General features: G+C 38.8%; 19 protein-coding genes. 5 read left to right on the plus strand and 14 right to left on the minus strand.

Going from position 1 to position 20514, the window contains the following annotated elements:
- Positions 1 to 15: 15 nt before the first annotated feature.
- Positions 16 to 1125, minus strand: a complete 1110-nt coding sequence (locus RMA94_RS14740; protein ID WP_202724194.1) for an amidase — start codon at positions 1123 to 1125, stop codon at positions 16 to 18.
- A 149-nt stretch (positions 1126 to 1274) separates the two neighbouring features.
- Here RMA94_RS14740 and RMA94_RS14745 point away from each other — a divergent pair, with 149 nt between their 5' ends.
- From RMA94_RS14745 to RMA94_RS14755, 3 genes are all read left to right on the plus strand, one after another.
- Positions 1275 to 1742, plus strand: coding sequence for a MarR family winged helix-turn-helix transcriptional regulator (locus RMA94_RS14745; protein ID WP_151302469.1), 468 nt, complete (start codon positions 1275 to 1277; stop codon positions 1740 to 1742).
- 416 nt (positions 1743 to 2158) lie between these two features.
- Positions 2159 to 3508 (plus strand): MFS transporter, encoded by a 1350-nt coding sequence (locus tag RMA94_RS14750; RefSeq protein ID WP_174740394.1) that lies wholly within the window; start codon positions 2159 to 2161, stop codon positions 3506 to 3508.
- A gap of 109 nt (positions 3509 to 3617) precedes the next feature.
- On the plus strand, positions 3618 to 4874 hold the full coding sequence (locus tag RMA94_RS14755) for an OprD family outer membrane porin (RefSeq protein WP_130172535.1): 1257 nt from the start codon (positions 3618 to 3620) through the stop codon (positions 4872 to 4874).
- A gap of 35 nt (positions 4875 to 4909) precedes the next feature.
- Here RMA94_RS14755 and RMA94_RS14760 read toward each other — a convergent pair whose 3' ends face one another.
- The 4 genes from RMA94_RS14760 to RMA94_RS14775 are packed head-to-tail and all read right to left on the minus strand — an operon-like array spanning position 4910 to position 8745.
- Positions 4910 to 5653, minus strand: coding sequence for an SDR family oxidoreductase (locus tag RMA94_RS14760; RefSeq protein ID WP_202732329.1), 744 nt, complete (start codon positions 5651 to 5653; stop codon positions 4910 to 4912).
- Positions 5654 to 5669: 16 nt separating this feature from the next.
- A complete protein-coding gene (locus RMA94_RS14765) occupies positions 5670 to 6368 on the minus strand; it encodes a histidine phosphatase family protein (protein ID WP_202732328.1) in 699 nt (232 codons plus the stop codon).
- The gene (locus RMA94_RS14770) at positions 6365 to 7486 is read right to left on the minus strand and encodes a phosphotransferase family protein (RefSeq protein WP_202732327.1); all 1122 of its coding nucleotides are present in this window, start codon (positions 7484 to 7486) and stop codon (positions 6365 to 6367) included. Before RMA94_RS14770 ends, RMA94_RS14765 begins: the two co-directional genes overlap by 4 nt.
- A gap of 17 nt (positions 7487 to 7503) precedes the next feature.
- Positions 7504 to 8745 (minus strand): acyl-CoA dehydrogenase family protein, encoded by a 1242-nt coding sequence (locus tag RMA94_RS14775; RefSeq protein ID WP_033847199.1) that lies wholly within the window; start codon positions 8743 to 8745, stop codon positions 7504 to 7506.
- An 88-nt stretch (positions 8746 to 8833) separates the two neighbouring features.
- On the opposite strand from RMA94_RS14775, the gene RMA94_RS14780 reads away from it, so the two are divergent.
- A complete protein-coding gene (locus RMA94_RS14780) occupies positions 8834 to 9754 on the plus strand; it encodes a LysR family transcriptional regulator (protein ID WP_130119274.1) in 921 nt (306 codons plus the stop codon).
- 42 nt (positions 9755 to 9796) lie between these two features.
- Positions 9797 to 10609 (plus strand): IclR family transcriptional regulator PcaU, encoded by an 813-nt coding sequence (pcaU, locus tag RMA94_RS14785; RefSeq protein WP_002120879.1) that lies wholly within the window; start codon positions 9797 to 9799, stop codon positions 10607 to 10609.
- 58 nt (positions 10610 to 10667) lie between these two features.
- Here the strand turns inward: pcaU and RMA94_RS14790 are convergent, their stop codons facing one another.
- The 9 genes from RMA94_RS14790 to pcaG all read right to left on the minus strand — a co-directional run bounded on the left by RMA94_RS14790 (position 10668) and on the right by pcaG (position 20505).
- The gene (locus RMA94_RS14790) at positions 10668 to 11534 is read right to left on the minus strand and encodes an MBL fold metallo-hydrolase (protein ID WP_033847203.1); all 867 of its coding nucleotides are present in this window, start codon (positions 11532 to 11534) and stop codon (positions 10668 to 10670) included.
- Positions 11535 to 11538: 4 nt separating this feature from the next.
- A complete protein-coding gene (locus tag RMA94_RS14795; RefSeq protein ID WP_060466636.1) occupies positions 11539 to 11952 on the minus strand; it encodes a DUF6691 family protein in 414 nt (137 codons plus the stop codon).
- Between the two features lie 4 nt (positions 11953 to 11956).
- The gene (locus RMA94_RS14800; protein WP_005069081.1) at positions 11957 to 12370 is read right to left on the minus strand and encodes a YeeE/YedE family protein; all 414 of its coding nucleotides are present in this window, start codon (positions 12368 to 12370) and stop codon (positions 11957 to 11959) included.
- Between the two features lie 135 nt (positions 12371 to 12505).
- Positions 12506 to 12964, minus strand: coding sequence for a DUF6438 domain-containing protein (locus tag RMA94_RS14805; RefSeq protein WP_014206923.1), 459 nt, complete (start codon positions 12962 to 12964; stop codon positions 12506 to 12508).
- 646 nt (positions 12965 to 13610) lie between these two features.
- Positions 13611 to 16040: a glucose/quinate/shikimate family membrane-bound PQQ-dependent dehydrogenase gene (locus RMA94_RS14810; protein ID WP_311083647.1), complete on the minus strand. Its 2430-nt coding sequence runs from the start codon at positions 16038 to 16040 to the stop codon at positions 13611 to 13613.
- An 82-nt stretch (positions 16041 to 16122) separates the two neighbouring features.
- On the minus strand, positions 16123 to 17442 hold the full coding sequence (locus RMA94_RS14815) for a carbohydrate porin (protein WP_311083649.1): 1320 nt from the start codon (positions 17440 to 17442) through the stop codon (positions 16123 to 16125).
- Between the two features lie 65 nt (positions 17443 to 17507).
- Positions 17508 to 18959 carry a right-handed parallel beta-helix repeat-containing protein gene (locus RMA94_RS14820; protein WP_311083651.1) on the minus strand — a complete coding sequence of 484 codons (1452 nt, stop codon included), beginning with the start codon at positions 18957 to 18959 and terminating at the stop codon, positions 17508 to 17510.
- 19 nt (positions 18960 to 18978) lie between these two features.
- Positions 18979 to 19806: a type I 3-dehydroquinate dehydratase gene (gene aroD, locus RMA94_RS14825; protein WP_075383137.1), complete on the minus strand. Its 828-nt coding sequence runs from the start codon at positions 19804 to 19806 to the stop codon at positions 18979 to 18981.
- A 69-nt stretch (positions 19807 to 19875) separates the two neighbouring features.
- Positions 19876 to 20505 (minus strand): protocatechuate 3,4-dioxygenase subunit alpha, encoded by a 630-nt coding sequence (gene pcaG / locus RMA94_RS14830; RefSeq protein WP_311083653.1) that lies wholly within the window; start codon positions 20503 to 20505, stop codon positions 19876 to 19878.
- Between the last annotated feature and the right edge of the window lie 9 nt (positions 20506 to 20514).

The raw sequence follows: 20514 nt of genomic DNA on the forward strand, positions 1-20514 counted from the left end.
CTAACTCCTTGTAATTTATTGCATTGCATCAACACAAAATTTAGCTATTGCACATAATTGCTCATCTTTTTGATGCTTCGATACGATCTGTAAGCCCACAGGTAAACCTTCAATGGTTTCAAGTGGCACTGAAATAGCTGGATGACCTGATAAATTAAATGGACGAACTAAAGCCGTAAGATTCAGAAAAGCGACTGTATTTTCAGCTTCAGCAACTTTTGGTGGAATTTGCGGAAGCGTTGGTAAGATCAATGCATCATATTTTTCTAATAAAGCATCAAGTTCTTGAGTCAGCTGCTGCTTCACGACTTCGGCTTGCTTTACTTGCTCTAAGGTAGTTTCAGCAGCTTTTAACAGGCGATTATTTACATCAGGACCAATTAAACCTGTTTTGGTTAACTCACCAAAAGCTTGCCAGTTTTCATAATTAATAATCTGCATGCCTGCGTCATAAGCCGCGTCAAAATGTTCAACTTTTTCTAAAGTGGTCTGTAAATTGGCTTTTTGAAATGCTTGATGGATACAGTTCCAAACAACCTCATCTGCGCTTACATCTAAAACAGCAAGTTTTGGTGCACTAGTACATGCAGTTGGCTTAAAAGTTGGATCAATAATTTGCATCGCCTTTTCAATCATCTCGACTGAATTTGCAAAAGGACCAACGCAATCTAAAGAACTCGACGGCGGATATACACCTTTTCTGCTAACACGGCCAAAAGTCGGTTTTAAACCAAAAACTCCGCAGCATGCAGCGGGCATACGGATAGAGCCGCCCGTGTCGGTACCTAAAGTAAAATCAGCTTGTTTTGCTGCAACTGCCGCAGCCGAACCACTCGAAGATCCGCCTGGAATAAGTTCAGGATATTTGGGATTAACAGGTGTACCAAAAGCGTGGTTAATGCCTGTAATACCAAAAGCCAATTCGTGCAAATTTGTTTTCGCAATAATTTCACAGTCAGCTTTTAAAATGTTTTTAACCACCTCAGCATCATCTTGAGCAGGTTCAACATTTAGTAAAGCTCGACTACCAGCAATGGTTTTTAGACCTTGAATATCAATTGTGTCCTTGACCATCACCTTGAGCTTGCCACTTCCTTTGTGCACGCTTTGACTAACAATATTCATTCACTTTTCCATGTATTTTTATTCATTAATCAAAATATCGGAAAATTTAATGGAATTGTCAAGTATTTTTTATAATTTGTTCTCAAGGAAATATCCAAAATTTTGTTTATAATAGGATTACCCTTTTTTCACTAAGTTATTGCTTAGCTATGCTTGATCATTTAGAACAATTTCTTCCTAATAAAGAACCGTCGAGTATTCAAAATTTCCCTTTTTTTTGGGTTTCTCAAGTGAATGGAAAATATTCACAACTCATTGAAAAATCAATAAAAAAACTAGGTATTGATAATACACGCCGTAAAATCATTTTAAGTACTAATGCTTTGAGTGAAGCCAGTATTACCGATATCGCTAATCTTTCTACCTTAAAGTTAACTACAGCAACAAAAGCTGTATATCGCTTAGTAGAAGATGGAATTGTCGAGGTCTACTCTTCTACCACCGATGAACGAATTTCGATGGTGAAATTAACTCCCAAAGGTATCGAGCTGGTTGAACAGATTAATCAAATTAGTGTGGTCACCTTAGCGGGCATCCTAAATGCCTTTTCAGAAGATGAGCTTCACAATTTAAATCATCAGTTAAAGAAATTATTTGATCTTATGCCATCAAGTTAATTATTTGACTTGATATCGGGTTCAATGCGCTCAAGAGCAGCATGAAATAGTTCTTCTTTTCTCGCTGCTCTTTATTAAAATAAGTTTCAATATTAAAAAAATAAATAAAAATCAGTTTCTTAATTCAATAAATTATTACTATCTGTTTACTTAACATACTTTTTAGGTATTCTAACATACTCAATAAGTAATGGAATTTTACATATAAAAAGAAAATAATAATTCCATGATCTTTAAAATCCCATTAACTCCTAATTGGGTTTAGACGCACTCTTCCGGTCTGTACGAGACCAAATTACTCATTTCTAGCCTATTTATTATTCTTATCTAAAAGGGGGAAATATCGAAGACTTCAGAGGAATAATAAAAGTTAGATATCAATTTCTTTAAGCGTTTTATACATAAGGATTAAGTGTATGAACCAAAGTAATATCGCTGTTGAAAGGACACAAAAGAAAAGCAATGCTTATGCATGGTATGTCGTCACACTTTGTATGTTGGCATATATATTTTCATTTATTGACCGCCAAATTCTGGCGCTGATGATTGAACCCATCAAAGCAGATCTCCAACTTTCAGATACACAATTTAGCCTGTTACATGGCCTTGCCTTCTCACTGTTTTATGCGGTTATGGGTTTACCCTTAGCCTATATTGCCGATCGTTTTTCACGACCAAAATTGATTTCAATCGGGATTATTGTTTGGAGTTTAGCAACGGCCACTTGTGGTTTAAGTAAAAACTTTATTCAACTGTTCCTGAGCCGTATGGCGGTCGGCGTAGGTGAAGCTGCGTTATCTCCAGCCGCTTATTCAATGTTCAGCGACATGTTTAGTAAGGACAAACTAGGTCGTGCTGTCGGAATTTATTCAATTGGCGCTTTTTTAGGTGGTGGTATTGCCTTTTTAGTTGGCGGGTATGTCATTAACTTGCTTAAAGGTGTAACGCTCATTGAAGTTCCACTATTAGGCGCACTGAAAGCATGGCAAATTGCCTTTTTTGTAGTAGGTTTACCGGGCATCATTATTGGTCTGCTATTTATTCTGACCGTTAAAGACCCTGCACGTAAAGGCCAACAGCTCAACCAAAATGGACAAGTTGACCAAGTTAAATTCTCTCAATGTCTTCAGTTTATTAAAAAACATTCGAAAACATTTGCATGTCACTATTTAGGTTTTACCTTTTATGCAATGGCACTCTATAGCCTAACTAGCTGGACACCTGCATTTTATATTCGTAAGTTTCAACTCGCACCGACTGAGACAGGCTATATGCTCGGTACGATTCTGTTAGTCGCAAATACATTAGGCGTATTTTGTGCAGGTTGGCTAAATGATTGGTTTATTAAAAAAGGACGCCAAGATGCACCGATGTTCACGGGTGTGATTGGGATTGTTGGCCTGATTATTCCAATTGCATTTTTTACCCAAACAGATCAGCTATGGCTTTCAGTCAGCTTACTGATTCCTGCAATGTTCTTTGCATCTTTCCCTCTAGTAATTTCGGCAACTGCTTTGCAAATGTTAGCCCCAAACCAATTTAGAGCACGTCTTTCTGCCCTATTCCTTTTAGTGAGCAACTTAATTGGACTCGGTATTGGTACAACATTGGTGGCCATTATCACAGATAAAGTTTTTGGTAGCCCGTTAATGGTAGGTTCTTCTTTATCTATTGTAGGTGGTCTGTCGTGTGTACTGGCTCTAATTCTGCTTTTTAAAGGCTGCAAATTCTTTAGTGAAAGCATGAAACTTGAAAAATTAAATTAATAGGTCTCACCAATTGCAAAAATGTACTCTCTAACTAAACGCTTAGAGAGTACCGAAATATTCAAAATTACGTAGTGCCGAGGACTGGCATACATCTGGGAAATGGATTATGGAATTATTTCACCGTTTTAAACCAAACACTTTAGCCGTTGCCACTTTATTACTGATGTGCAGCAACTCATGGGGCGCAAATCCAAATCAGCAAATTGAAGATGAATGGAAATTCACTTTAAAAAATGCCTACATTAACCGTGATTTTGATAATGATGCACTCAAAGATACGGGCAGTTGGTCTCAGGCAGCGTCTTTATTTTATAAATCGAAAATGCATGACACTCCGTTAGTCATAGCAGACAAGCCAATCACGATTGGGGCCGATGCATCGGTTCAATACGCCGTGCGCTTGAGTTCAGACAAACATGTCGCTGACACAGTTTTGCCTTTTAATAAAGAAACGCAATCTCAAGCATCAGACTATCTAAAATACGGCGCGACTTTAAAGCTGGGCTATGACAAAACACTTTTAAGTGTCGGTGAACTCTGGCTAGATTTACCTGTAACGGCAGTCGATGCTAGTCGTCAGTTACTTACTTCGTATTGGGGAACCAACTTAAAGTCACAACTTTCAGATCAACTCTATGCTGAAATTGGCCGAGTTGAAAAAGTGTCTCCACGAAATGAAGAAGACTTTAAAAAGTTTTCGTTCACATCAAATGGAATTACCAAAGAATCTGACGGTTTGAACTACATTGACCTGCGCTATCAATTTACGCCATCTTTAAAGGGCGAATATTATTTTGGCAATTTAGAAGATCTCTACAACAAACACTATGTTGGCCTTGAGCATAATTGGAAGCAGCCAAGTTTTGCACTTACCTCTAAGTTTAAGTACTTTAATGCAAAAGATGACGGCAATACTTTTGATATTGATGCGCAGAACATTGGTTTACTTGAAACCGTCAAAGTAAAAAACCATACCTTTGGTTTGGGTTACCAACAAATTATTGGTGAATCGGCTTACCCATTACCAGATGGTTTCTTACCAGAGACGTACTTTATTAACTGGAACGCCACAGGTTTCTTTAAAGAAGATGAAAAGTCTTACCATGTCATGTATGGCTACGACTTTAAAGATTATGTGCCAGGCCTAAACGCGATGGTGAAATATGTTTACGGACATGACTTTAAAGCAGCAAATGGTGAGAAAAACCACGAAACCGAGTCCAATATCATTCTGAACTATGCCTTTCAGCAGCCACTCTTAAAAGGATTTGCCCTGCAATATATTCGGATTGACTACAACGTAAGACATGGTAATGACTTTGGTGAAGACCGTTTATTCGTCAATTACACCAAAAAGTTTTAACTAAAAAATCCCCCTAAAATTTAGGGGGTATTTTTTTATCCTAATTTATTGACCAACTTTAATGGTAAAACCTTCATAGCAATACTCATTGGTAACCATGGCCACTGTGGTACATACGCTTTTACAGGTTGTTTTTCGATAGCTTTGACCAAAGCTTTACATCCTGTTTTGGCATCTACCTCAAAAGGTAGATGTTTAGCACCTTCATTTATTTCAGTACGAATGTAACCCGGGAAAATTGTAGAAACTTTAATTGGGGTATCCAGTAATTCAGCACGAATACCTTCAGCCAAGTGAGCAACCGCAGCTTTACTTGCTGCATAGGTCGATAAATGTTTTGGTAATCCACGCATGGCACTCATGGATGACATCACCACCAAATGACCTGCGTTTTGCTCTCTAAAAATTTCAACCGCCGCTTCACACTGCGCTAAGGCAGAAATAAAGTTGGTTTCAGCGGTGGCTTTATTAATTTCAAAATTGCCTTTACCAATACGGCGACCATTTCCGACTCCAGCATTGACAATAATTCGGTCCAAATAACCAAACTCTTGCTTAAATGCACGAAAAACTTCGAAAACCTGATCGTAATGAGTCACATCTAGACTTTTTGCAATCACCTGAATGCTATATTCATTTTCAAGTTCAGTTTTTAAAGTCTCTAATCGGTCTAAACGGCGTGCACAAATTGCCAAGTTATAGCCTTTCGCTGCAAATTCATGCGCCATACCCGCACCCAACCCAGAACTTGCACCTGTAATTAAAATTGTCTTTGCCATGCTTTTATCCTTATTTTTAAATCCATGTCAGCAAATCTGGACGTTCAGCTTTGATAAAATGATGTTCATTTAAACTTAAAACCTGAGCTTCATTTCCAACCAACCGCAAAGTCGTGAGGCTTGTATTAGCAATTGCCCAATTCAACGCAAAAGTTCGATTAGGACTGAGTTCAAGCAGTTTTCCAATGGCTACAGAAATCACTCCACCAGAGGTAAAAACGACTGCATAGCGAGGTTTGGTTTTTGCTAAATCATCACAAAGTTGCTGCAATGCTGTTTCGACTCTTTCTTTAAAGTGTGGCCAAGACTCATCATATTCATGATGAAAATCGCCATCGGTCCATCGCCCAATGGCACCTTCAAATATTTTGGCAAGATACGCACGTGGGTTTTGTTCTTGTGCTACGTCAGCTTTTAGCAGTTCAGGCTGTTCAAAACGCGGCTCATAGCGTGCAAAAACCTGTTGATGGTTAAACTCATTCCATAAATTACTATGTTGAATCACCGCATCTGGAAAGCATTCATTAAGTGCGAGCTTTGCAGTCTGCTCATGGCGCTGCATAGTTCCTGCAACCACATAAGGTTGTTCTTTCAATATTTGCTTAAAATAACGACCTAATAAAGTCGCCTGAGCCTCACCATTTTCAGACAGCTCATCATAGTTACTTTTACCAAACGATGCCTGTCCATGTCTTACCAGATAAATTGTGGTCATTTTCTTAAAATACCCTGTATTTTCTGTAGAGATTGCTGAGCAAATTCAGATTCTTGCAATTTTTGCTGTGCGATAAGTTTTAAAGCTCGGATATGTAGCGCATGAATCACGATCCAGAAATCTTTAAAAGCGGGGTTTCGGGTTTGTTTATGGTAATAACGATAATAGATTTGCTGGGCAATCACGGCTAAACGGAATACACCGAAGACTTCATAAAAAGCCCAGTTTTGAGGCTCCAGACCTGTTTTTTGCAAATAATAGTCAACGACTTCTTTGCGAGAGAACATTCCCTTTAAGTGAGTCGGCTGACGGCGTGTTGATCTAAAAATCATATTATCCGTTGGCTCAACCCAATAGGCCAAAGCACTGCCCAAATCCATTAATGGATCCCCCAAGGTCGCCATTTCCCAATCCAGCACCCCAATCACATCTGTTGGATGCTCTGGATCTAAAATCACATTATCAAAACGCCAATCATTGTGAATAATACAAGTCGTCGAGTCTTGAGGGATATTATCATTTAGCCATTTTCGGACATATTTAAATGAAGGAACGTTGATTGTGCGGACTTTTTCATAGCGTTTATCCCAACCTTCAACTTGTCTACGACAATATCCCGCACCTTTGCCTAGTTCAGCTAAAGGCGTGTTCTCATAGGGAACTTGATGTAGCTCAATCAACTTATCAATAACATTTACACAAAGCTCATGAACATCTTCTTCATTAAAACCAAGTTCAGGCGGTAATTTTGCACGAGGAATAATGCCTTCAATCCGTTCCATGACATAAAAATCACAGCCAATGACCGATTCGTCCTGACAAAGTGCAACCATTTTAGGAAGCACTGGATAATAAGGCGCAAGATTTTTCTGCACCATATATTCACGGGCCATATCGTGGGCTGACTTCGCTTTTGTTCCTTTTGGGGGACGTCGCAAAATTAAATCGGTATTTTCATATTTTAAACGATAAGTCCAATTCGACGCCCCGCCCGTATATTGAGTAACGACTGCTGGGCCAACCAACTCAACCCCTTGGTTTTTTAACCAGTTTTCAACTGCCCCAATATCAAGCTCTTCACCTTCACGTACTTCACCGCCTACATCAATTACCGACATATTCACTTCCTTTAAACTTATACTTTCTTATGACGACCATAACCACGTTTGGCCAACTCTAATTTGGCAATCATGCCTTTATGTACTTCATCTGGACCATCAGCTAAACGTAAACTGCGTGCTTGGGCAAAGAAACCTGTTAATGGCGTATCTCTTGAAACACCTGCACCGCCATGTAGCTGAATTGCCATATCGACTACTTTTTCTAAAACACTCGGAGCGACCACTTTAATTGCAGATATTTCTGTTAAAGCAGCCATATTGCCTAAAGTATCCATTTTATAAGCAGCATACAAGGTTAAAAGTCTGGCTTGATCTATGGCGACTCGAGCATCAGCCACGCGTTCGAGGTTTCCACCGAGTTTTAAAATTTCTTTGCCAAACGCCGTTCTAGACATGCCTCTATCAATCATGAGTTCTAGCGCTTTTTCAGCAGCGCCAATACAACGCATGCAATGGTGAATACGCCCTGGCCCTAAACGCCCTTGTGCAATTTCAAAACCTTGCCCCGCTCCACCAATAAAGTTTTCAATAGGCACTCGAACATTATTAAAGTGAACCTCACCATGTCCATGCGGCGCATCGTAGTCACCAAATACAGGTAACATCCGTTGAATTTCGACACCTGCGGTATCAATCGGTACTAAAACCATGGAGTGTTGATGATGGCGGTCTTTGGTTTCATCTGGGGTATGCGCCATAAAAATAATGACTTTAGCATTTGGGTCACCTAAACCAGACGACCACCACTTTTTGCCATTTAAAACAATTTCATTACCGTCGATGAGTGCAGTCGCTTGCATATTGGTTGCATCGCTTGACGCAACATCGGGTTCAGTCATACAAAAAACCGAACGAATTTTTCCGTCCAATAATGGCTCTAACCATTGCTGTTTTTGCTGTTCATTACCATAGCGCCATAACAATTCCATATTTCCTGTATCTGGTGCATTACAGTTAAAAACGGTAGGTGCCAATAAGCTACGGCCAGTCAATTCAGCAATATGCGCATATTCTTGAACTGATAACCCTGCACCGAGTTTTTCATCGGGTAAAAACATATTCCAAAGACCAGCTTGTTTAGCTTTAGTTTTCAGAGTTTCTAACAGTTCAGGCCACTGCCATTTTTTCCAGTTCCCATCTGGATTTAGCTCATGAACCTCTTCCCAAAATTTTGCTTCGACAGGTTCTATTTCTTCTAAAATAAATTTTCTTGTTCGCTCAGCAAAATCTTGAGCTTTCTTGGAGAGTTCAAACATTCTTTTTCCTTTACATCATTATCTGGTCTTTACATCAACATAACTTGAAACTTAATATGAATGAAATGATTTTATTAAATAACACCTCATGAATAATATTCATAACTTACATGGTCTAGACCTAAGTTTTTTTCACCGAATTGATATCAATTTATATCCGCTTTTTATCGCGATTTATGAGCAAAAAAGTATTTCGAATGCTGCAAGTAGTCTCAATATTACGCAGTCAGCAGCAAGTCATGCTTTGCAGCGTTTACGCCAGCAACTTGAAGATGATGTATTTATACGTGTAGGCAATAAAATGTCTGCCACTCCTTTTGCAGAACAGATTTATCCAACTGTGAAGCAAGCACTTTTAACCATCCAAAATATTAGCCAACAGAAACATGTCTTTGATCCAACAAGTTTAAAAAGCTTAAAAATCGCCGTTCATGATGAGATTGAACCGATTATTCTTCCAAGACTGGCTCAACATTTTCAAAATCTTAATTTAGATTTGCAGTTTGTGAGTATGAAGCTAGATCGAAAACATATTATGGCGGACTTGGCGACACAACAGCTCGATTTCGTGATTGACCTAGAACAATACTTATCTCCAAAAATTACCTTTGATCATTTGGTAACAGATGAGTTTGTCATTTGCAGCCAACTTAAAGAAGTCGATTTAGCTAGTTATATCAGTGGTCGGCACATTGGTGTTTCGTCACGCCGTACGGGCGCTTTACTTGAAGATATTTATTTAAACCAACACCAAAAAATCTCTAGAAATGTATTTATGCGCTGTCAAAACTATTCAACGGCATTACAAGTTTTAGGAGCTCAAGCCGACGCAATACTCACTATGCCCCGAATGATTTTGCAGCATTTGTCTTATAGTCCTGAAATTTGCTTACATTCTCTGCCTTTTGAGATAACCAATATTAAAATGGGTATGTTTTGGCACGAAGATTTAAGGGATAATTTAAGACATCAATTTTTGCGACATGAAATTATTAAACTTTTTCATTAAAGCAAATTGATCTACTAAGCTTCTATCGTACAAGGATCAGTAATGAGTAAAGATGAACGGATAATCCAGAATCAGGACAACAAAAAAACGATTCGTCATGAAGATTACATTGCTGGTATTGGTAAAGGCATGGCGATTTTAGATAGTTTTAGTAGTAATCAACATCGTTTAAACATTTCTATGGCTGCTGAAAAAACTGGGCTTACCCGAGCAGCAGCAAGACGACATTTATTAACTTTAGAATATTTAGGGTATCTTGAGTCAGATGGTCACTATTACTATTTAACTCCGAAAGTTCTTAAATTTTCAGGAGCTTATTTAGGTGCAGCCCAGCTTCCGAAAGTATCTCAGCCTTTATTAAATCTTCTAACTAACCAAACTTCTCTCATTTATTCGGTGATGGTACTTGATGGTTATGAAGCCATTACCATTGCTCGTAGTGCGGCCCACCAACAAACTGACCGTGTAAATCCATACGGCTTACACTTGGGTAACCGCTTACCTGCTCATGCGACATCTGCGGGTAAAATTTTACTGGCACATTTAAGCCAAGAAGAACAATTGGACTGGCTCCAAAAATATCCTCTTCAGCGTTTAACTAAATATACGCATGTCGAAAATGATAAATTTTTAGAGTTACTACAAGAGATTCGAGAACAAGATTGGTGTTATTCGCGTGAAGAACACGAATTAGGAGTTCATGCGCTCGCCGTACCGATTTATGGACAAGACTTTAAAGTGGTTGCAGCTTTAAATATTGTTTCTCCAACTATGAAAACAACTGAAGAATATTTAATTCAACATATTCTGCCGCTATTGCAAGAGACTTCGCGAGATTTGAGACAAGTTCTTTAAATCTTGCTTAGGCTATTTGAATAGATAGAACGATCCTGAATAAATGCTTAGGCTATTTCTAAAAGTAATTGAAAGGGATTTTCAAATAACGGATGCCATTCGCTTCAGGTTCCGGAAAATTTCCACCATTCATATTAATTTGAATTGAAGGCAAAATTAATTTTGGCATTGCCAAAGTAGCATCTCTTTCTTGACGCATTTTGATGAATGAGTCCTTGGAAACTTGTCGATTTAAATGAATATTGCTTTGCTTTTGAGTTTTTATATCTGTTTGACAGATATATTCATCACGGCCTTCGGGCTTATAGTCATGGCATAAGAACATACGCATATTGTCGGGAAGTGTATAAAGTTTTTGTACCGAATCATAAAGCTCAGCAGCACTTCCTTTAGGAAAGTCACATCTTGCTGAGCCATAATCGGGCATAAATAAAGTATCCCCGACAAAAACAGCATCAGCGATCACATAGCTTAAGCAAGCTGGCGTATGCCCTGGTGTAGGAATGTTATAGGCTTCTATCTCCCCTATTTTGAAATGTTCATAATCTTCAAACAAATAATCAAAGGGCTGATTTTCATTAAATTTCTTAAAATCAAAATTATAGATAGCCGAAAATGTTTCTTGTACTACCGAGATTTTTTGACTAATCGCAATTGTACCGCCCAATTTAGATTTTAAATATTGAGCCGCAGTCATATGGTCCGCATGTACATGGGTTTCTAAAATCCATTGTACTTTGAAGTTTTGCGCGAAGACATAATCGACGATCAGATCAGCATTGGTTGTTTTTGTAGTGGCCGATGCGGCATCGTAATCAAGCACGCTATCAATAATAGCGCATTGAAGAGTCGCTAAATCTGCAACAACATAGCTAAAAGTATTGGTGTTTTCATCAAAAAAATCTTTTACTAGAGGTTGTTGCATAGGTTTAATTTCCTTTATTTAAAATTCGGTAAATAAACATTCCTAATAACATTGCGACAATAAAATAAAGCGCTTCAAAATGTCTTAATCCAATCAAAGTTAAAGCGGGCGCTGGACATATACCTGCTATTCCCCAGCCTATACCGAAAATAAAAGCACCCACAATTAACCTTTGGTCAATCTGTGTATTCGTTGGTAATTGAATTTTCTCATTAAAAAGCGTTTTAGGAGTTTTTATAGCCTTTTGAAATGGAATAAATGCCACAGCAATAGCACCTAACATTACAAACATTAAGCTAATATCCCACTGCCCAAAAATATCTAAAAAACCTAATACCTTTTCTGGATTAGACATGCCAGAGATCATTAAACCTAATGAAAATAAGCTACCAAATAAAAAAGCAAAAATGTTTTTCATAGGATTACCCCATCACATGACGAATGATATAAACCGTTAACATGCCAGCAAACATAAAAACTGCTGTCGCTATCATCGAGCGTTTTGATAACCTGCTCATACCACAAATACCATGACCGCTTGTACAACCCGACCCTAACCGTGTTCCAAAGCCTACAAGTACACCTGCTAGAATAAGTGCAAATGTATTAGCTTTAATTTCAATTTCAGGCTGATAAAAATAACCATATATGAAAGGTGTAATCACGAGTCCCGCAATAAACCAGAATGCCGAACTCTTAAAGGTGTCTTTAGTAGGATTGATGACTTGAGCAAGCAAACCACTGATTCCGGCTATACGGCCATTTATATATAAATACCCAACTGTTGCGATGCCTAGTAATAAACCACCAAAAAAGGCATAGACAATATTTGACATATAACCACTCTTAACAATATATGTTTTTATAATCTGTATTATACGCTGATTCTTTTAGAAATACTTAATATAAAACTTTTGAGTTTATAATTCTTCTTAACAAGAAAAAGCCCCAAGATTTTGGGGCTTTTATCATTAAATTAGATCTTTAATGCCTAATTGTTCAGGTAACTTTTCCATAACCTTATTCAATCTATTATTTGCTGGAGAGATACAACCTGTGTAATGGCTTAATTTAGTTTCTGTGCCATTAGGTTGAATCCAAGTAATGTAATAGCTAGACATGTCGGTCGCTGTTTGCTGGCAACCCGCAGTTTTTGATTGTGTACCTGTTTCAGGGCGATAAGTTTTTAGATCATCTGCAAGTTTTTTATAATCTTTAACGCTACCTTGAATTTCTTTAACACCTATAGCTTTAGTGTATTGTTTACCTTCAAAGCGAATTAAACCTGTAGGTGTTACTTCTACAGAATAAATCGGACATGCGCCAAAACATGGGCTAGAAGCATAGCGGATTGTCTCTTGTGTATTCGGTGCTTGCTGAACAGAAGCACAACCCATCAAAGCTAAACCAGATAAAGTTGCAAGAACCAAAAATCTCATTACATCACCTATTATTATCAAGTGGCTTTAATTTATCAAATCATACACTTCTTGTCATTAAAGACTATTTTTTGTGATTTTATTCATTATTTAACTTTTAATTTTGCTTAGGCTATTGAGCAAGATAAAAACATTTTCTTTCACCCATAAAAAAAGGCCCATCTTTCGATGAGCCTTAAGCCATAAAAGCTTAAATTCCTGAAATACAAATTATTACTGGATAGTAATAATCTGCGTCGACCATTCTAGCGCAACCCAATAAATTATATAAATATAATATAAGTATATATTTAAGCTCGTTTTTCCAACAAAAAACACCTTATTTTTAAGGTTTAAAACTTAATAATGTTTATTTTTAATTAAAATTCACAATGTTAAGTTAAACAAAACTTAATAAAAGTTAAGGTTTTATTTATAGGTAAAACATCCTAAGGAACTGGTCAATAGTTAAGCTATATCTAGCGTTCAGGCTGAATTGACCATAAGACTATTTCAAGTTTAGCAACAACATCAAGCACTTTTTTACTATTTGGTAAAGCTATCTAGTTAAAAATATAGAATTTACTTTTACTCTTTTATATAAAAAATATATTAAAGGATAAGGCAAAAGAGAAATACTCTCTTTTGCCTTTCTTAATTATTGTTCTAAGCTATAAGCAATCACATAATCACCATGATCAGGTGATTGACGTGCTCCACCTGCGGTAACAACCACATACTGTTTACCTGTTTTAGGTGAAACATAGCTTATTGGTGTTCCTTGGCTACCTACTGGCATGCGTGATTTCCACAGTTCTTTACCTGTAGATGAATCAAATGCACGTAAGTAGTAATCTTGTGTTGCAGCAAAGAAGACCAAGCCACCTTGAGTTGCCATCGGCCCACCAATTGTTGGCATACCGATCGGTGCTTTTAAGCCCATCTTGATACCCATCGGCCCAGTATCTTCAACTGTACCTAATGGTACTTGCCATGCAACTTGACGAGTTTTCAAATCAATCGCAGTCATGGTGCCAAATGGTGGTTTTTGACAAGGAATGCTTAGAGCCGACATAAAGCGGTTTTTATTCACTTTATATGGTGTACCTTTCATTGGTACAGCTCCCATACCTGTGTTTACTTTCTCTCCACCATTCGCCTGAATCTTAATATCTTCAGGAGTTTGCTCCATCAATTGAATCCATAAGCCAAGGCGCATATCGTTCACGAACATATAACGATGAGTCGGGTCAAAAGCGATGCTACCCCAGTTCATACCACCCAACGAACCTGGAAAGCTTAATGAAACATCAGTACCTGGTGCAGTAAATAGGCCTTCGTAACGCATTGACTTGAAGTTAATACGACACATCAATTGATCGAACGGCGTTGCACCCCACATATCTGACTCAGTTAAAGTCTGATTACCAATTTGAGGCATTTCAACTGAACGAGGTTGAGTTAAGCTGTATTGTTCACCCGGAATATTGGCAGGTTTAACTGGTTGTTCAATCACTTTAGTCAGTGGTTTACCCGTTACTCGGTCAAGAACAAAGAATTGGCCTGATTTGGTTCCAATGACAACAGCTGGTTTAGTCGTACCATCTTTTAATGGGAAATCAACCAAACTTGGTTGCATTGGTAAGTCAAAGTCCCATAAATCGTTATGAACAGTTTGATATACCCACTTCTCTTTACCTGTTGTCGCATCAAGTGCTAACACAGAAGTATTGTATTTATGATCCAATGGATTACGGTTACCACCCCAAATGTCGACAGATGAACTGCCCATAGGTAAGAATACCGTATTCATTTGTGGATCATATGACATTGCAGCCCATGAGTTTGCCGAACTACGTTTATAGGTTTCACCCGGTTTAAGAACATAGTTCGGGTTTGGATTGCGCGGGTCAAATGCCCAACGAAGTTTACCCGTAATCACGTCATAACCACGAATAACACCACCCGGCATATCTGCGGCTACGTTGTCGGCAATACGGCTACCCACCACAATAGTTGTTCCAGCAATAGTCGGTGCAGAAGTCACTTCAAAACGTGGAGCTTTTGTTCCAGCACCAAGACCTTCTAGCAAATCAACCGTTCCATTTACACCAAAATCAGCACAGCGCTGACCGTTATCTGCATTCACTGCAATTAAACGACCATCAGGTGTATTAGTATATACACGGCGTGGACATGCTGTATTGGTTGCAACCGCAGTTACTGCATTTGCACCAGCTAAAGTTGGTTGTACAAGCGGTTTAGTTGAATCAAAGTATGCAACACCGCGGCAACGTTCCCAAGCATCGGCTGTAGAGTTCACCTCAGCTTTCCAGAGTTGCTTGCCCGAGTCGGCATCTATCGCAAAAATGTTGTTATGTGGTGTACATAAAAACACTTTATTTCCAACTTGTAGCGGGGTCATTTGGTCTTCAGCCCCATTACCGCTACCCGTTGTAAAGTCGCCCGTTCTAAAGCGCCAAGCTTCTTTTAATTTATGAACGTTATCTCGGTTAATTTGATCGAGAGCAACAAAGCGGCTACCACCTGCATCATTACCATAATTTTCCCAATTTACCTGTTTTTTTGCAGGATCAACTGGTACTAAAGGTAATTTTTCACCTGAACTTGCTACTGTGGGATGCGGTTGGAACATTTGATAAAGCGCAATCAACATACCCACAACAACTAATCCACCTACCGCATAGGATGAAGATGCCAAACTAGTTTGAAATTGGTAACGTCTAATTGAAGGTAAGGTAAATAACAACGCAGCAAAAAGACCGGCAGGAAACATTAAGCGCGAAAATAACGGCCAAAATTCCCATCCAGCATCAACAAATGACCAAATTACGGTACCAACAAAAACAGCCGCAAAAATCCAGACACCCAGTGCTTTTTTACGGAAAATACTAATTGCAGAAATAGCAATAAACAGTCCTGAGATAAGGAAATACCAAGAACCACCAAGGGATACTAGCTTTCCACCACCTACGATGTAAAAAACACCAGTAGCCAATAAAACTAGACCTAATATAAAACACCATATTTTGAATAAGATATGAAACTTAGAATCTGACTCAGACATAGATCCTACTCCACATATACTGAACCCGAATAGTTCAAGCATTTGGGCCAGTTAAACTATGTCTAACCAGCCATCAATATTGTTAAAAATTGACTTTCACACTAAGACCAGCCACCCAAGCATCATCAACTTCTTTTACACCAGCAGGTTGATGAATATATTGAATGTTTGGACGTAACATGACGGCCGGAGACCATTGATAGGTATAATTCAACTCGACATTTAGCTCGTCGTCTTGAATCGGAATATAGTCAGATGCAATCGAATCATAGCTATAGTATCCACGACTTTCATTTGTTGCGATCTGTTTATCTTTAGCACGGTCATTAACTACATAATTGGCTATACCAAAACCAATCGAATCATTTGGACGGCTATCAAACGGTCCCTTATACCAAAGAGCAAGCTGTTGCGTACTTTGAACGAAGGTAGTTGCTTTATCATTTACAACACCATTAAAACTTACATATAAACCGCGTTTCGGATCTTCGCCTTTATTCGTCAGTTGTTGTTGTGCATTAATCCAGAAACTTTGTTTTCCATCATGAACCTTACCCGCAGTTTTAATATCATTGGCTTCTGCGGTTGAGTACAGTGCACCTACTTTATATTCACCCGGCAAGCCATTAAAGGCAGCAAGTTTTGGTTTCCATGCGAGCTCAACTGGTATGGTTGCACCCTTCACGTTGTTCATATCCAGATTAAAACCATCACTATTTGATTCGGTTTTAATGTTGTCTGGATTTACTTCATAAACACCGACACCCAAAGTCCACTCAGGCGCAAATTGATATTTAACGTTTGCAGCCCAAACACCAACTGGTGAGTTGTACCAAATTGAACCAATTGATTTTCCTAGCTGCCCACCGCAAAGCAATAAGTTCTGAAACTCACATTGAGAACTATTGAAGTCTTCTGACATGCCCATACGGCCAACTTTGGCCTGTATAGTATTATCAACAAAGCCTTTCTTTACCCATGCTTGAGACAGACGCCAGATTTTACCGCGACCATAAATCTCTTGAGCATTACCTAATTGGCTAGAACGCGGGTCTTTAATACGCTCCAAAGTAAGCGCATTTCCGTCACGTTTAGTCACGACTAGGTTCGCTGTTGTATCTTTCCACCCAGCAATCTTTTCTAAATCAAAGTTTGCACCTAAAGAAAGCTGCGCGGCATTTTCAAAAGTATTGCTGTCGTTGTAACCACCATCTAAATTTGTGGCACTTTGGCTCATAATAGAAGCTGTAAATTTATAGCCCTGTTGTTCTAGCTGTTGGCGCTCACCATTCCAGTCGCCTAGCAACCATTGACGGTCTTGTGACCAAGGATCATTCGCGAGCGCACATTGGCTACCTAATACAGCGAGCGTTAAAACACTCAGTTTCATTAAATTTGGCATTTCAAGTCCCTTTTATCATTTCTATATTTCTATGCTGCGCCTCATATGAGGCGCTTTCCTTATTGTTATTTAACACTTGTAAAACCAAGCTCAGAAGTTGCGCCAAAACGATCAGTAATATTCGCTGTAATTGAGGCAACTTTTACGGTCGGCTTCCAATTCGCTTTTGCGATCCCTTGTGCATTTGTAGCAACAGTTACTGCTCCTAAATATTGCTCAGCTTCTTTTGATGACGCATTTTGATTACCAAAAAATTCAACTTGATAGCGTTGATTTGGCAAGCCATTGACTTCTACAGCAACTGAACCTTTATTTGCAGTTAATTTAGGAGCTTTAATACCCTGATTAGGTTGAGCATTACAGCCTTGTTCATTTGGCTGAGTACATGTTTTTTGTTGTTTAGATGGGTCAACAACCACACCACCACCACGAGAACCTACAAATCCTGCATGCTCAAGTGCAGGCACAGCAAATACAATTGCACCCAAACGCTGATCTGGTACACATGAACCACCCGCTTCACAGCGTTTAATATCTTTACCATTGTCCCAAATCAGGTTTTTAGTCAATGTAATTTTTGCATTTGCATCTTTTTCAGAACGGATGGCTACACCAATACGATTACCATGTACTTTATTGCTATCAAGAATATTGCCATCACCCGTCATGTTGAAACCAATCGAGTTATTGGTCATTTCGTTGTAGGCAATATAGTTACGCTTACCCCAGTTGATCTGTAAGCCATCTGAATAGTTTTCGAATTTATTACCAACTACCGCATTATCATTACCCCACAAAATTTCAATACCTTGTGATGGTTCTGGGTTTGCTTTGGTTGAAACAAAATGGTTATTGGCAATTAAGTTAAACGCAGCACCACGTGTCAGCTCTAGACCATCACCATTGTCTTGGAAAATATTGTCTAAAACTTTGTTGTTATTGGTGGTGGTTGCGGTTGGGTTACCTTGACCATCATCACCAGTAAGCATGACACCAGCACCGCCGTAGTTATTACTAATACGGTTATGTTGAATCAGGTTATTACTCGAGCGGTTAATCAATACCCCAATACAGAAGCGATGGATGTCTAAACCTTTTAAAGTAACGTTGTTGACGTCACGTAGTACTAGCCCCGGTAAAGTCATAGTACGTACATTGGTGCCATACTGCTCAGGGTTTGCACCTGGGCAAGCTTTCGCCCCTTCGCCTTTAATATAGTTTGAACCATCTATCGCGATGTATTCACCAGTTTTATCCCACTGTGTACCAATGATTTTGACAGGTGCTTTAATTTCAGGAAGTGCACTATTTAATTTAATCGCATAAGGCGCTTTGCCTACTGCTTGAATCAAAATGTCGCTAGCTTCGCTTGGGTTTGCATTGGCTTGTTCAATTGCCCAGCGTAAAGAGCCTTTATTGCTATCGTCTTGATAACGGTCAACCACATAAGTTTGAGCCGCAGCTATTCCTGAAACCATCAAACCTAATGCAAGAGTAGTTAAACGTAATGTAGTCATTTCATCATATCCTTATGATTTATGGGTTTGTTGGTTGAACGGTTTGTAAAATCTGTTTGAGCTTAGTCACATCAATTTGACCCGGTGCAGAAGCCTGACCAATCATGCCAAAGCTATAACTTCCGCCCATGTTGGCAGTCGCAACACGAGAAATCGTACCTAGTTGCCCCATTGACATCGTCAATAAAGGTTTAGTTGTTTGCTGACTTACTTTTAAAGTTGCGTTCATTAAAGTAAAAACGTCTTGTTTAGATTTTGGCATTACGGCAATTTTGAGAATATCTGCACCCATTTGATCTTGTTTTAATAAGCGTTTTTCAATTTCATCTTGGCTTGGTGTTTTTTGGAAGTCATGATTAGACATGACAATCAGCACTTTCTTTTGATGTGCTTTTTGAACAATTTCTGAAACTACTTTTTGATCACGGAACATTTCAACATCTAACCAGTCCATGAACGGATTCTTTAAGTAAGCTTGATAAGTCTTACCATAATCCACATCACTAATTTCAAGCTGGCCGCCTTCGTTTTTGGTACGAATTGTGGCGATCATTGGCTTATTGCCTAAAATCTTTTTTAACTCATGCCCCAAAGCAATCACTTGTTTTGTATCACTCGCAAAACTAAGTAAATCGATACGAAACTCTGCCAAATCAGCATCTGCTGTATTTGCAATGACTTGAGCTTGTGCCAAAGCTTGTTCTTTGGTTTTTGCGGTAATCGGAACAATCGTTTTAACGGCTGTAGCGGCAGGTTGTGTTTGAGCAGCTAAAGCAACAGGTTCAGCATTCACCTGTGCAGTAAAAAATGGGAGTGCAAGCAAACTTAGGCTTAATAATGTTTTCATGTTCATATCGTTCATCCTTAAAAAGGCTACACGTATCCTTGAATAATCAGGTGTAGCCTTAGGTGTTTCTTAAATATCAAAAAATACAGTTTCCTCATCACCTTGAATACGAATATCAAAGCGGTAAACAACTTCACCATTTTCTTCAAAACGTTTTGCAATAAGTGTTTGGCGACGTGGTGCCCATTCAATGCTATTTAGAATTGGGTCGTTAGCATTTGCTTCAGCTTCATCTTCAAAATAAACACGTGTATGAAGACCTAAGTTAATACCGCGAGCGAAAATGACTAATGCAATATGAGGTGCTTGAGTTGAACCTTTACGGCCTGCTGTCGCGCCCGGTTTAATCGTATTGAAACTCCAAACGCCTGTTTCAAAATCGGCACCTGTACGGCCCCAACCTTGAAATGCTGGGTCAGCTTTTTGCTCACGCGTATCTGCCTGACTTGGATAAATACCGTTCGCATCAGCTTGCCAAATCTCGATCAGCACATCGCGTAGCGGTAAACCCAACCCGTCAAACACTTGGCCTTCAAGACGAATACGCTCACCTTTGGTCTGATCTTGTACTAACTGGTTATTAAAGTTGTTTTTAAACACTTCAATATTTGCTTGTTGTGGCAATAAGCCAATGTGAACGTAAGGTCCACCTGTTTGAGATGGAGTTTCTTTTAGTTCCTGAAAATTCCAATTATTCATGCTCGTGCT

It is taken from the genome of Acinetobacter sp. V115_6, from assembly GCF_031799025.1.
GTDB lineage: Bacteria > Pseudomonadota > Gammaproteobacteria > Pseudomonadales > Moraxellaceae > Acinetobacter > Acinetobacter pittii.

Excerpts from the sequence above, each read along its gene's own strand:
- RMA94_RS14740 (WP_202724194.1), bottom strand. The coding sequence starts at position 1,125 with ATGAATATTGTTAGTCAAAGCGTGCACAAAGGAAGTGGCAAGCTCAAG.
- RMA94_RS14745 (WP_151302469.1), top strand. The coding sequence starts at position 1,275 with ATGCTTGATCATTTAGAACAATTTCTTCCTAATAAAGAACCGTCGAGT.
- RMA94_RS14750 (WP_174740394.1), top strand. The coding sequence starts at position 2,159 with ATGAACCAAAGTAATATCGCTGTTGAAAGGACACAAAAGAAAAGCAAT.
- RMA94_RS14755 (WP_130172535.1), top strand. The coding sequence starts at position 3,618 with ATGGAATTATTTCACCGTTTTAAACCAAACACTTTAGCCGTTGCCACT.
- RMA94_RS14760 (WP_202732329.1), bottom strand. The coding sequence starts at position 5,653 with ATGGCAAAGACAATTTTAATTACAGGTGCAAGTTCTGGGTTGGGTGCG.
- RMA94_RS14765 (WP_202732328.1), bottom strand. The coding sequence starts at position 6,368 with ATGACCACAATTTATCTGGTAAGACATGGACAGGCATCGTTTGGTAAA.
- RMA94_RS14770 (WP_202732327.1), bottom strand. The coding sequence starts at position 7,486 with ATGTCGGTAATTGATGTAGGCGGTGAAGTACGTGAAGGTGAAGAGCTT.
- RMA94_RS14775 (WP_033847199.1), bottom strand. The coding sequence starts at position 8,745 with ATGTTTGAACTCTCCAAGAAAGCTCAAGATTTTGCTGAGCGAACAAGA.
- RMA94_RS14780 (WP_130119274.1), top strand. The coding sequence starts at position 8,834 with ATGAATAATATTCATAACTTACATGGTCTAGACCTAAGTTTTTTTCAC.
- pcaU (WP_002120879.1), top strand. The coding sequence starts at position 9,797 with ATGAGTAAAGATGAACGGATAATCCAGAATCAGGACAACAAAAAAACG.
- RMA94_RS14790 (WP_033847203.1), bottom strand. The coding sequence starts at position 11,534 with ATGCAACAACCTCTAGTAAAAGATTTTTTTGATGAAAACACCAATACT.
- RMA94_RS14795 (WP_060466636.1), bottom strand. The coding sequence starts at position 11,952 with ATGAAAAACATTTTTGCTTTTTTATTTGGTAGCTTATTTTCATTAGGT.
- RMA94_RS14800 (WP_005069081.1), bottom strand. The coding sequence starts at position 12,370 with ATGTCAAATATTGTCTATGCCTTTTTTGGTGGTTTATTACTAGGCATC.
- RMA94_RS14810 (WP_311083647.1), bottom strand. The coding sequence starts at position 16,040 with ATGTCTGAGTCAGATTCTAAGTTTCATATCTTATTCAAAATATGGTGT.
- RMA94_RS14815 (WP_311083649.1), bottom strand. The coding sequence starts at position 17,442 with ATGCCAAATTTAATGAAACTGAGTGTTTTAACGCTCGCTGTATTAGGT.
- RMA94_RS14820 (WP_311083651.1), bottom strand. The coding sequence starts at position 18,959 with ATGACTACATTACGTTTAACTACTCTTGCATTAGGTTTGATGGTTTCA.
- aroD (WP_075383137.1), bottom strand. The coding sequence starts at position 19,806 with ATGAAAACATTATTAAGCCTAAGTTTGCTTGCACTCCCATTTTTTACT.
- pcaG (WP_311083653.1), bottom strand. The coding sequence starts at position 20,505 with ATGAATAATTGGAATTTTCAGGAACTAAAAGAAACTCCATCTCAAACA.